Genomic DNA, 12,856 nt, shown 5'->3' on the forward strand with positions numbered 1-12,856 from the left:
AAAAGGTAGAAAATGGATATAAAAAATATACTTGCAGAAATCAAACGAGGGTGCGCAGAAATCATCGATGAGGAAAGAATTGAAAATTTGATTAAAAATTATTACGAAAAGGGAGAAAATTTTTTCGTAAAAGCAGGATTTGATCCTACAGCACCTGATTTGCATTTAGGTCATAGTGTAGTTTTAACCAAAATGGCATATTTGCAAAAACATGGAGCTATAGTTCAATTTTTAATCGGTGATTTTACAGGACAAATTGGCGATCCTAGTGGAAAAAGCGTTACACGTAAAAAACTTGATAAGGAACAAGTATTAAAAAATGCTAAGACTTATGAGGAGCAGGTATTTAAGATTTTAGATCCGCAAAAGACACAATTAAAATTCAATTCTCAATGGCTTAACGAACTAGGAGCTGCTGGGATAGTAGAGCTTACTTCGACCTTTAGTGTAGCAAGAATGCTAGAGCGTGATGATTTTACGAAGCGTTTTAAAGAGCAAAGCCCTATTTCTATATGTGAGTTTTTATATCCTTTACTTCAAGGATATGATAGTGTTGCTTTAAAATGCGATATAGAAATGGGTGGAACGGATCAAAAATTTAACCTCTTAATGGGAAGAACCCTGCAAAGAATTTACAATATCGGAAAAGAACAAGCTGTGATGATGATGCCTCTTTTAGAAGGCTTAGATGGTGTAAATAAAATGAGTAAAAGCTTGGGAAATTATATCGGCGTTACAGAAAAAGCTAATGATATGTATGCTAAAATTCTAAGTATTAGTGATGAGTTAATGTGGCGTTATTACGAGCTTTTAAGTACTAAAAGTTTAGAAGAAATTGAAAATATGAAAAAAGAAATTTCTAGTGGCAATTTACATCCTAAGCTTGCTAAGGAAAATTTGGCACTAGAGATTATTGCGCGTTTTCACAATGAAGAAAGCGCTAAGGCTGCAAAAGCCGAATTTGACAGCGTACATAGCGGAAATGCTTTGCCAAGCGATATAAAAGAATTTGAGATAGAGGGTGAAATTTGGCTTGCTAAAGCTTTAGTAGAATGCGGTTTGGAAAATTCTACCTCTGCGGCAAGAAGAAGCATTAATGCAAATGCGGTGAGTGTAAATTCACAAAAAGTAAGCGATGAGCAAATGCAACTTAGCGCAGGGGAGTATATTTTACAAGTAGGTAAGAGAAAATTTGCAAAATTAAAGGTGAATATATGAGTTTAAAATCCCTTCAAATAGGAAAACACACTATAAAATATCCCATTTTTCAAGGTGGAATGGGGCTTGGTATAAGCTGGGATAAATTGGCTTCAGCAGTGTCGTTAAATGGCGGTCTTGGTATCATCTCATCTGTTGGAACAGGATATTATGAAAATCGCACCCATATTAGCAAAGAATTGAATGCTAAGCCTTATGGTAGTGAAAATTTTTATTCACGAGAAGGCTTACAAACTTTGATAAATAATGCAAGAAAAGTTTGCGGTGATGCGCCTTTGGGTTGTAATATTTTATGCGCAAGTAATGATTATGCAAGAATTGCTCGTGATGCTTGTGAAGTGGGTTTTAATATTATAGTTTCAGGTGCTGGACTTCCTACCAATTTACCTGAATTTACAGCAGATTTTCCTGATGTTGCTTTAGTTCCTATAATCTCTTCACCTAAGGCTTTAAAAATCATCTGTAAAAGATGGCAAAGCAGATACAACCGTCTGCCTGATGCTGTTGTGCTTGAAGGACCTAAGAGCGGCGGACATCAAGGTTTTACCTATGAGCAATGTTTAGATCCTAATTATCAACTTGAGAATTTAATCGCACCTGTGGTTGAAGAGGCTAAAAATTGGGGTTCTTTTCCAGTGATTGCAGCGGGTGGAATTTGGGATAAAAAAGATATAGAAAATGCCATTTCTTTAGGTGCCAGTGGGGTTCAAATGGGAACTCGTTTTATAGGTACTTTTGAATGCGATGCGAGCGATGAGTTTAAAAATGTATTGCTTGCATGTAAAAAAGAAGATATAGAACTTATCAAATCTCCAGTGGGATATCCTGCAAGAGGAGTAAGGACTAATTTACTTGATTTAGTCGATAAAAGAATGGGACCAAAGATCAATTGTATCAGCAATTGTGTAGCGCCATGTGGCCGAGGTAAAGAGGCGACAAAGGTGGGTTATTGTATAGCAGATAGGCTTTTTGATGCATGGTCGGGAAAAAAAGAAACAGGATTATTCTTTACAGGAGCCAATGGCTATCGTTTAGAAAAATTAATCAGTGTTAAAGAGCTTATGGATAAACTCGTCAATGGTGAATAATGTTTAGAATTTTAGTTTTTTGTATCGCACTTTTTAGTATTTGTTTTGGGGCATATGAAAATGAGCTTGCTAATTTTGATAAGAATTTTATCGCGTCAAAAAATGATGCTCAAGTTAAGTTCCATCATCAGCTAAAAAGTCTTTATATACAAAGCGTGATCAATGAAGATGAAAAAACTAAAATTGAAATTTTAAAAAGATTGATTATAAGTTCTAATGCTTTAAATTTGGATGATAAATCTTATGCGAACGAATTAGAAGAAAGTGGAGTGAGTAAGGCTAGCATCAATGCTTTAAGAAAAGCGGTGATTAAGGATAGGCAAAAAGTTCAGCCTGATTCTAAAAATGTCGAGGTTTCAAGCTTTGAACCTCCTAAAAGTACTTCAAAACCCCCACAAATTAAACAAGAAAGCACAAAAACACAAAACAATAAACCCCAACAGACAAAAAAAGTAGATAAGGTTTATGTTTTAAAATCAAGTAAGACAAGTCAAGGAGTGGTACTTGATTTAAATACCAATTTAGAGCAAAAAGATATAAAAAGTTTTGCTTTGGATGAAAAAGGAAATTATCGTTATATCAGTGATTTTGAGGGTATTTTAGAAGGTGGAAGAAAAGAATATAAATTTGATGATTATCGTATAGTAATTTCACAATACAATCCTAAGATGATTCGTATCGTTGCTTATGCTAAGGAAAAAATTCCTCTAAACTTTGATTTTGAAGATGAAAAAATAAGTATTTCTAAAAAATCACAAGCTATACAAAAAAGTACTCCGAGTAAGCAAGAGTCAAAAACAGCAGCAAAACAAGAAAGTGAAAAAGTAGTCGCAAAACAAGAGTCCAAACCAGTTAAAACTCAAGAAGCTAAAACAAATACCAAAAAAGAACAAGAAAATGATGAACCTTTATATGTTTTAGATGTAGATAAAAGTTCTAATTCTGTTGTTTTAAATTTAAGCGATGAGCTTGATGAAAAAGATATTACAAGTTTTAGCACAAAAGATCAAAAATTCTTTAGACAAGTAGTGAGCTTTCAAGGAATTTTAGAAGGTAGTCGCAAGAATTTTACTTTTGGACAAAATGCTGTTACAGTTACTCAGTATAATCCAAAAACAGTTCGTATTGTACTCAGCTCAACTAAAGAATTTAAGCTTTTTAAAGATTTAGATGATAAAAGTTTGACTTTAGGTTTTAGTGGCAGTACAAGCAAAAGCACTTCTACTTCAAGCAAAAGCACTTCAAAAACTACTAGTAAAAATGTTTTAAATTCTAATTTCAAATCCGATAAACTCATAGTCTTAGATGCAGGACATGGGGGTAAGGATAGCGGTGCTTTAAGCGATAAAAAAGGGAGTTTAAAAGAAAAAGATATAGTTTTAAGCACGACCTTAAAGCTTGGAAATGAGCTTAAAAAACGCGGTTATAAAGTACTTTATACAAGAAGTTCAGATAAATTTATCAATCTTAGAGATAGAACAAAATATGCCAATGATAAAAGAGCGGATTTGTTTTTATCTATCCATGCAAATGCAGCGCCTAATGCATCAAAAGCAAAAAGCAGTGAGGGTGTGGAGACTTTTTTCTTAAGTCCTGCTAGAAGTGAAAGAAGTAAAAAAGCTGCCGAAAAAGAAAATCAGGGTGATTTTGAAGAGATTAATTATTTTTCAAAGCAAAGTATTTTGAATTTTTTAAACAGAGAAAAGATCGTGGCTTCAAACAAACTTGCTATCGATGTGCAAAAAAATATCTTAACCCAAACTCGTAAGAAGTATAAAATTGTCGATGGTGGAGTAAGAGAAGCTCCTTTTTGGGTTCTTGTTGGAGCTCAAATGCCTGCTATTTTGATAGAAATTGGATATATCACTCATCCAAGTGAGGGAAAAAGAATCGCAAATAAAAGTTTTCAAGACACTTTGGTTAAGGGTATAGCTGATGGTGTGGAGAATTATTTTTATAACAATAGATGAAAAAAGCTAATTTAATCTTTAAAGACAATACCCCATTTTCTTTGGATTTTGATGATTTTTATTTTAACTCAAAAGATGGTTTAAATGAGAGAAAATTTGTTTATAGTGAGGCTTTTGAATTTGAAGAAAATGATACATTTATCATTGCTGAAAGTGGCTTTGGTATAGGGCTTAATTTCTTTTTAACCCTTAAAAGATTTCTTCAAGCAAAGAAGCGTCCTAAAAAATTATTTTACACCAGCATTGAGGGTTTTTATATCGAAAAAGACAAGCTTAGAGAAATTTATCAAAAGCTTGGATTTTATGAAGAATTTAAAGAAATTTTAGAAGCTTTTTTAAAGTTTTATCCTAAGGCTAAAAAAGGGTATTATCGTTTTTATTTTGAAGATTGTTTTTTGGATTTAATCTTTGATGATATTGCTATTCTTAGAGAGCTTGATTTTAATGCTGATGTTTGGTTTTTAGATGGTTTTTCTCCGAGTAAAAATTCAGCCATGTTTGATGAAAATTTCATAGCTCAAGTTGCTCGACTTTCAAAGACTAATACCCAAATTTGCACCTTTTCTGCTTCGAGTGCTTTGCAAAAAAATCTTATAAAATATGGCTTTGAAATCCAAAAAACCAAAGGTTTTAGAAAGCGAGAGATGATCAAAGCTTTTTTACGCAAAAAAAATCCAATTTTAGACAAAGAAGCTTATTTTCAAAGAATTCCAAGTTTGTATAAAAATAAAAAAGTAGCCATCATAGGTTCGGGCATATGTGGTGCAACTTTAGCTTATGAGCTTTCTTTGCGTGATTTTGAAGTCAGTGTTTTTGAAAAAAACGATAGTTTAGGATGTGGCGCAAGTGGCAATGAAAGTGGAATTTTAAGCTCTTTGATTTTAAAGCCTGATGTTGCTTTGGGTGAATTTTCTCAACTTGCTTTTATCGAGGCGAGCCGTTTTTATAAGCAAATTTTAGATTTAAATCTAAAAGGAGTGATAGAATTTGCTCATACTCCTTTGATGCAAGAGCGTTTTATAAGCCAAAAAGATAATATTTTATTTAAGATTGACAAGAATGAAGCTTTTTTAGAAGATGGCGGACACATTAAGCCTAAAGAAATTTTAAAATCTCTTTTTGAAAAAAGTCAAGCAAAAATGTATTTTAATCACGAATATGATTTTTTTCAATACCAAGATGACAAATTTATTTTGCATTTTAAAAACCAAAAAGCAATGCAAGATTTTGATATTTTAATCTATGCTATGGGTGCTGATACTAAGGATTTTTTAGCTTATGATGGAATGCTTTTAAGTAAGGTTAGAGGACAGGTTACTCATCTAAAACCTTTTTTGGATAATGCATTTGCCCTTTCTTCAAAAGCTTATATTTGTTCTAGTGATGGGGATTTGCAAGTTATTGGCGCAAGTTATGATAGACTGAATTCAAATTCAAATCCACAAAAAGCCGATGATGAAGAAAATTTGCAAAACATACAAGAATTTTTAAAAGGCGATGAGGAAATCATCATCAAAGGCTCTAGAGTAGGTTTTAGATCTTATTCTAGCGATAGGTTTGCTATTGTGGGAGCAGCTTATGATGAAGCTTTTTATAAGCAAGAATATAAAGCTTTATTATGGACAAAAAACAAGGCGCAAGTTCTGCCTCAAAATATCCCTAATTTATATCTTAATCTTGCTCATGGCTCAAGAGCTTTTAGCACTTCTGTTTTGGCTGCAAGATATCTTTGTGCTTTGATTAACGAGGAGCCTTTGGGGGTGTTTAAAAATTTTATTCCTTGTATACATCCTGCAAGATTTTTGATCCGCAAGCTAAAGAAAGGGATATAAATTTTTTAGCTTTTATTAATATATCTTTAAGTTTTGTTTATATTTTTCTATTGAAATTTAAATTTTAATATATTTTTAATTTGCTTTGTTTTATTATTAAGTGGAACAAATTACATTAATTAAGGAATTTCAATGATTGATTATAATCAAATAGAGTCCCGTTTAAGCGCACTTGAGAAACTTCCTTCTTTAAATCCTGAAAATTCTATACCAAAAGCTTTGGAAAGATCTGGCTTTACTAGAAGAGATTTTATGAAATGGGCAGGGGCGATGACAGCATTTTTAGCATTGCCAGCGAGTTTTACCCCTATGGTGGCAAAAGCTGCAGAACTTGCAGATAGACTTCCTGTGATTTGGCTTCATATGGCTGAATGTACGGGTTGTAGCGAGAGTTTATTAAGAAGTGATACTCCAACGATTGATAGCTTAATATTTGATTATATTTCTTTAGAATACCATGAAACCGTTATGGCTGCAGCGGGTTGGCAGGCTGAAGAAAATTTAGAAAGTGCCATTGAAAAATATAAAAACAAGTATATTTTAATGGTTGAAGGTGGTATCCCTATGGGAGATACAGAGAATTTTTTAACCATAGGGCCACATGGAAAGAGTGGATATGAGCTTTCTAAAGTAGCGAGTGAAAATGCTTTGGCGATTTTTGCGATAGGAACCTGTTCGAGCTTTGGCGGAATTCAAGCTGCAAGACCAAATCCAAGCAATGCACAGCCTTTAAGCAAAGTCACAAGCAAAACTGTTATCAACGTGCCAGGTTGTCCGCCAAGTGAAAAAAACATAGTAGGAAATGTTTTACATTATCTTCTTTTTGGTGAGTTACCTGCGCTTGATGTTTATAATAGACCAAAATGGGCTTATGGTTTAAGAATTCATGATCTTTGTGAAAGACGCGGACATTTTGATGCGGGTGAATTTGTACAAAACTTTGGCGATGAGGGTGCAAAAAATGGTTATTGTCTTTATAAAGTAGGTTGTAAAGGACCTTATACTTTTAATAACTGCTCAAGAGAGAGATTTAACCAGCACACTTCTTGGCCTATCCAAGCAGGACATGGCTGTATAGGTTGTTCTGAGCCAAATTTTTGGGATACTATGGGACCTTTTGAAGAGCCTATGGCTAGTCGTAAATTTGATACTGTTTTTGGTTTGGGTGCGGATAGTGTTTCAGATAAAATCGGTATAGGTGTGCTTACACTCACAGGCGTTGCTATCGCAGCGCATGCGGTGATCGCATCCATGAAAAAGAATGAGGAATAAAATACATGAGTCAAAAGATAATAGTAGATCCAATTACAAGAATAGAAGGACACTTAAGGGTTGAAGTTGTTGTTGATGATAACAATGTGGTTAAAGAAGCTTATGCAGGTTCTACTTTATGGCGTGGTATTGAAACCATTGTTAAAGGACGCGATCCAAGAGATGCGGGTTTTATGACACAGAGAATTTGCGGTGTTTGTACTTTTTCTCACTATAAAGCGGGTATAGTTGCGGTTGAAAATGCTTTGGGTATTACCCCGCCTTTAAATGCACTTTTAACAAGAACTTTAATGAATGCAGCGCTTTTCTTACACGATCATATCGTGCATTTTTATCAACTCCATGGACTTGATTGGGCAGATGTTGTAAGTGCTTTAAGTGCTGATGTTAAAAAAGCAAGTGATGAAGCTTTTAAATATACTTCAATGCCTTATGCAACAGGAGCAGATAAACTTCTTGAAGTGCAACAAAGACTTAAAACTTTTGTAGATAAAGGAAATTTAGGACCTTTTGCAAATGCTTATTATGGTCATCCTACTTATCGCTTAACTCCAGAGCAAAATTTGATCGTTTTATCGCATTATTTAGAGTGTTTAAGAATTCAAAGAATCATAGCTCAATGTATGGCTATTTTTGGTGCTAAAAATCCTCATCCACAAAGCTTAACTGTGGGCGGTGTAACTTGTGTTATGGATTTGCTAAGCCCTGCTAGAATGGGTGAATATATGGAAAAATTCAAAGAAGTGCAAGACTTTGTTAATCGTGCGTATTATCCTGATCTTGTTATGGCAGGAAAAGCTTATGCAAATGAACCTAGTGTGCTAAATGATATTGGGGTAAACAATCTTTACACTTTCCAAGAATTCCAGCTTGGTAGAGATGAGTGGCTATTTGAAAGCGGAATCATCAAAAATGGCGATTTAAGCAAGGTATATGAAGTAGAAGAAGATAAGATCACTGAAGAAGCGACTCATTCTTGGTATGCAGATAATGAGCCTTTGCATCCTTATGATGGTAAAACAAATCCAAATTATACAGGGCTTGTAGAGGGTGAAAGTGTAGATCATCATGGAAATACAGTGCATTCTAAGGTATTTGATACTAAGGGTAAATATAGCTGGATTAAGGCTCCACGCTATGAAGGAAATCCTATGCAAGTAGGACCTTTGGCTAATATCGTTGTAAATTATGCTAAGGGTAATCAGAATGTTGTTCCTGTGGTAGATGAGTTTTTAAAAGAAACAGGACTTCCTTTAAATGCTGTATTTAGCACTCTTGGAAGAACTGCTGCGCGTTGTTTGGAAGCAAAAATTGTGGCTAATAATGCTTTAAAAGCCTTCCGTAATTTAGTAGAAAATTTAAAAGTAGATGAGAGTACTTGTGCGCCTTATGTGATCGATAATTCTAAAGAGTACAAAGGACGCTATATGGGGCATGTGCCACGCGGAACGCTAAGTCATTGGTGTAGGATTAAAAACGGAGTGATAGAAAATTGGCAAGCAGTTGTTCCTTCTACTTGGAATGCAAGTCCAAAAGATGCTAATGGTGTGGGCGGAAGTTATGAGCAATGTTTGATAGGATTAAAAATTGCTGATGTAAAACAACCACTTGAAATCATTAGAAAAATTCACTCTTATGATCCTTGTATTGCTTGTGCGGTGCATGTAATGGATACTAAGGGAAATAATCTAAGCGAATACAAAGTAAACGCGAGTTTATAAAAAGGGGCTTTTATGCAAAATAAAGAAGAAAAATTGCAAAGAAAGGCTGAATATGAATTTAGCATAGGTTTGCGTTTAACACATTGGGTAAGAGCTTTTGCTATAGTGGTTTTGGTTATAACAGGATATTATCTTTCTTATGTTTTTCAAAATCCTATAAGCAATGGTGAGCCAGTTAATTTCATGCAAGCAAAATACAGAATGGTGCATCAAGCCGTCGGTTTTGTTTTGATTGCTTGTGTGATTTTTAAAGTTTATCTTTTCTTTTTTGATAGGATAAGTCGTAAAGAGCGTATCAGCATAGTAGATGCACTTAATCCAAAATTATGGATAGAGCAGATTAAATTTTATCTATTTTTAGGTAAGCATCCATATCTAAAAGGTGTTTATAATCCTTTGCAGTTTGTAACCTATATATTTTTCTATATTGTTATGGTGGGGATTATTTTAACAGGATTGATTCTTTATACTCATACTTACCATGAGGGTTTGGGAGGATTGTTGTATGAAGTGTTAAGACCTTTGGAAGCCGCGCTTGGAGGTTTGGCTGATGTTAGAACTTATCATAGAATTTTAATGTGGGTTATTTTAATCTTCGTACCCGTTCATATCTACATGGCATTTTTCAATGCGATCAAAGGTAAAGATGGAGCGATTGATGCTATAGTTAGCGGTTATAAATTTGTTAAAGAAGAGAAAAATTGAAATTTCTTGTCCTTGGTATAGGAAATATTATGTTTGCAGATGAAGGCATAGGCGTTCATCTTTGCAAACTTTTAGAAAAAAATTATAAATTCACTCATTCAAATCACAGCTTAGATTTTGTCGATGGAGGCACCTTGGCCTTGCAACTTAGCTATATTATCGCAGAGTATGATAAGATGATAGTGCTTGATTGTATAGATGCAGATGATTCAAAAATCGGCGATGTATTTTTCTTTCCTTATGATGCAATGCCTAAAAAGATCAATTGGAGTGGTAGTGCGCACGAAATAGAAATGCTTCAAACCTTACAATATATGGAATTAATGGGAGATTTGCCCCATACACAAATTTTAGCTTGTGTTCCAAAGCGTATTAAGCCTATGAGTTTTACTTTATCGCAAGAGATTGTTAGCGCGGGTGAAATTATGGAAAAAATTTTGCTTGAGTATTTAACTAAAGAGGGTTTTAGTTATGAAAAAATAGCAAATCATTCTTTGCAGGAATTATCTGACATTTCTTACAAAAACTGATTTAAACTTTGGTGCGAAAATTGATGGCTTTGTTTAGAGATATAAAGTCAACATTTTCTAAATTTACTCCACTTGGAATACCTTGTGCGATTTTGCTAAATTGTAAATTTAAATCTTTAAGCCTATCTTCTATATAAAAAATCATTGCATCGGAATTTAGATTATGAGTGAAAGCAAAAATGAGTTCTTTGCTTTGTAATTTTAGTATCATTTGTCTTAATTGAGCAAGCTTTTCATCGTTTAATTCATCTAAAACAAAATACAAGCCCCCATAACTTTTACTCTCTTCTATAACCAAAACATCTTTAGGGCTTTGCACTATACATAAGCAATTTTTATCCCTTTCATCATCGGTGCAAATTTCACAAAGTTCGTTTTCGCTTAAAGACCCGCATTGTTGACAGGGTTTTATAAAGCGTATAGCATTTTCTATATTGTGTGCGAGTTTCATACCTTCGAGTTGATTTCCTGTGCAAATATGATAAGCAAGGCGAATAGCAGTTTTTTTACCGATAGTGGGTAATTTTGCAAAACTTTCTACAAGTTCGTTAAATTTTTCTATACCCTTATGCGTCATTGTTTGTTTTTACTCCGAAAAAAATTTTAAAACAATGCTTGCCTTCTTCGTAAAAATAAATAATATCAAAATTATGCAGTTTGCATACTTCAAAAACGATATAAAGTCCTAAGCCCATACCTTTGACTTTCTGATATGGTTCGCGTGTAAAAGCCTCAAAATAATGCTCTATAGGTTCTCTTAATGGATTGCCAGGATTTTTTATCACAAAACATTCTTTACAGCAATAAAGCTCACAAGTTCCATTGCTAGAATATTTTAAAGCATTATCAATGAGATTTTTTAAAATCAAAGGAAAAATTTCCATATCTACATTAATCAAGGCATCGTGTTTTAAATTGAGCTTGACGACTTTATTAAAATCATCACGCATTAAATAATCTTTAGCTTCATTGAGTATGATACTAAAATGCACAGGTTTAAACTGAAGATTGTAGTTTTTTGAAAAAAGGTTTTCAATTTTAGCAAATTCATTAATCAACGAATCCATTCTTAAAAAAATATCGATCAATCTTTCTTTTTGCTTTTCTTCTTGCAGCATTTCAGATATAATCCTACCTTTTCCAATAGGCGTTTTAAGCTCATGCATGATGGTGCGTAGAAAAAGTTGTCTTGATTGTATGAGTTCTTGATTTTTCTTAAAAGCTTTTTGAAATTCAAGGGCTATTTTACCTACTTCATCTTGCTGATAATTTTCAAAATCAGGCTTTCCACCATTAGCCACTTCTGCGACTTGTCTTCTTAATTTTTTAAGTGGTTCAAGGGATTTTAATACTGAAAAATACATAAAAACAACCAAAAAAGAAAAAAAGAAAAAGCCTATCAACAAAAGATTATAAACTCTATTGTTAGTATCTTCTTCAAATAAAGCGCTAAAGTCTTTGCATTGGACATCAAGATAGAGTTTGTTTTGATATTTTAAAGAGGTGAGAGTGCAGGCATTTTCTCCATTTCCTGCGCGAAAAAGGCTTTGTCCTTCTAGTCTTGCGATTTTTACAAAATAATCATTTTGTATAGCAACAAAGCCACTATTGTTAAGATGAGCTCCTATATCCACTCCAGAAGCATTGCCATAAGAATTGATGATATTTTTTATAAAACTTTCTTGTTTAAAACCTTCTTCTTCGCTGTAGGTATTGCTTTCTATTTTTAAAAGCACGATAAATAAAACGCAAACCAAAAAGAAAGTTACAACAAATAAAATAACAAGTTTGGTATAAATAGAATAATTTCTAGTCATCCTATAAGTTTATATCCTATACCTCTAACTGAAAATATATGTTTTGGAGCTTTAGAGCTATCATTTATCTTAGTTCTTAAGCGACCGATGATAACATCAAGGCTTTTAGAATCTTTATCTTTAAGATTTTTACAGCGACTTACAAGCTGTTCTCTAGATACACTATAGCCGTGTTGCTGGATGAGATATTCTAAAATTTCATATTCCGCAGGGGTTAGAGTTAAGACTTTGTTTTGATAAGTGATTTCGTGTTTTCTTTCATCGATTTTAAAAGCTGAATTGATATTTTCATTGTTGGTATTTTCAGCTCTTTTTGTGCGACGAATAAGACTCATGATTCTTGCGTGCATTTCTTTTGGATCGTAAGGTTTTGGTAAATAATCATCCGCGCCAATTTGGAGCCCTACAACCTTATCGCTTAAATCTCCTCTAGCAGATGAAATGATGATAGGAATATTGTATTTTTGTCTGATTTCTCTACAAACTTCAAGGCCATCAATTCCAGGTAAGGTTAAATCTAAAATTAAACAATCATAGCCTTGTATACCTACATTTAAAGCTTCTTTAGGATTTTCAAAATTTGTGATTTTGATATTAAACTGAGTTAAATATTCTGACAATAATTGGGCAAAATCAGGATCATCTTCTATCATCAACACATTAATCATTTTGTTATCCTTTATTATTTATGGTAAGATTTATA

At 33.4% G+C, this 12,856-nt stretch carries 11 protein-coding genes; 8 read left to right on the forward strand and 3 right to left on the reverse strand.

Translation table 11 applies throughout. The features are described 5' to 3' along the window. Positions 1-12 precede the first annotated feature (12 nt). From tyrS to BGS43_RS04130, 8 genes are all read left to right on the forward strand, one after another. The gene (gene tyrS, locus BGS43_RS04095) at positions 13-1,218 is read left to right on the forward strand and encodes a tyrosine--tRNA ligase (RefSeq protein ID WP_057042163.1); all 1,206 of its coding nucleotides are present in this window, start codon (positions 13-15) and stop codon (positions 1,216-1,218) included. Continuing rightward, complete coding sequence (locus BGS43_RS04100) at positions 1,215-2,306, forward strand: nitronate monooxygenase (RefSeq protein WP_002776244.1); 1,092 nt, start codon at positions 1,215-1,217, stop codon at positions 2,304-2,306. The genes tyrS and BGS43_RS04100 overlap by 4 nt, the downstream gene beginning before the upstream one ends. Beyond that, positions 2,306-4,276, forward strand: coding sequence for an N-acetylmuramoyl-L-alanine amidase family protein (locus BGS43_RS04105; protein ID WP_096568908.1), 1,971 nt, complete (start codon positions 2,306-2,308; stop codon positions 4,274-4,276). The genes BGS43_RS04100 and BGS43_RS04105 overlap by 1 nt, the downstream gene beginning before the upstream one ends. After that, positions 4,273-6,108 carry a bifunctional tRNA (5-methylaminomethyl-2-thiouridine)(34)-methyltransferase MnmD/FAD-dependent 5-carboxymethylaminomethyl-2-thiouridine(34) oxidoreductase MnmC gene (gene mnmC / locus BGS43_RS04110; RefSeq protein WP_096568911.1) on the forward strand — a complete coding sequence of 612 codons (1,836 nt, stop codon included), beginning with the start codon at positions 4,273-4,275 and terminating at the stop codon, positions 6,106-6,108. Before BGS43_RS04105 ends, mnmC begins: the two co-directional genes overlap by 4 nt. Positions 6,109-6,240: 132 nt before the next feature. Further along, positions 6,241-7,380 (forward strand): hydrogenase small subunit, encoded by a 1,140-nt coding sequence (locus BGS43_RS04115; protein WP_002825049.1) that lies wholly within the window; start codon positions 6,241-6,243, stop codon positions 7,378-7,380. 5 nt (positions 7,381-7,385) lie between these two features. Next, entirely contained in the window at positions 7,386-9,101 is a 1,716-nt protein-coding gene (locus BGS43_RS04120) for a nickel-dependent hydrogenase large subunit (RefSeq protein ID WP_002825048.1), read from the forward strand. A 12-nt stretch (positions 9,102-9,113) separates the two neighbouring features. Then, positions 9,114-9,806: a Ni/Fe-hydrogenase, b-type cytochrome subunit gene (gene cybH / locus BGS43_RS04125; protein ID WP_002825047.1), complete on the forward strand. Its 693-nt coding sequence runs from the start codon at positions 9,114-9,116 to the stop codon at positions 9,804-9,806. Then, the gene (locus BGS43_RS04130; RefSeq protein ID WP_057981133.1) at positions 9,803-10,336 is read left to right on the forward strand and encodes a HyaD/HybD family hydrogenase maturation endopeptidase; all 534 of its coding nucleotides are present in this window, start codon (positions 9,803-9,805) and stop codon (positions 10,334-10,336) included. Before cybH ends, BGS43_RS04130 begins: the two co-directional genes overlap by 4 nt. 1 nt (position 10,337) lies before the next feature. Here BGS43_RS04130 and recR read toward each other — a convergent pair whose 3' ends face one another. From recR to BGS43_RS04145, 3 genes are read right to left on the reverse strand one after another with little or no spacing between them, the layout of a single operon-like run. Then, positions 10,338-10,913, reverse strand: a complete 576-nt coding sequence (gene recR / locus BGS43_RS04135) for a recombination mediator RecR (protein ID WP_002776257.1) — start codon at positions 10,911-10,913, stop codon at positions 10,338-10,340. Next, complete coding sequence (locus tag BGS43_RS04140) at positions 10,903-12,153, reverse strand: ArsS family sensor histidine kinase (protein ID WP_002825045.1); 1,251 nt, start codon at positions 12,151-12,153, stop codon at positions 10,903-10,905. The genes recR and BGS43_RS04140 overlap by 11 nt, the downstream gene beginning before the upstream one ends. Continuing rightward, positions 12,150-12,821, reverse strand: a complete 672-nt coding sequence (locus BGS43_RS04145) for a response regulator transcription factor (protein ID WP_002776259.1) — start codon at positions 12,819-12,821, stop codon at positions 12,150-12,152. The genes BGS43_RS04140 and BGS43_RS04145 overlap by 4 nt, the downstream gene beginning before the upstream one ends. Between the last annotated feature and the right edge of the window lie 35 nt (positions 12,822-12,856).

Origin of the sequence: Campylobacter sp. 110, from assembly GCF_002383965.1 — a bacterium.
Taxonomy (GTDB): domain Bacteria; phylum Campylobacterota; class Campylobacteria; order Campylobacterales; family Campylobacteraceae; genus Campylobacter_D; species Campylobacter_D coli.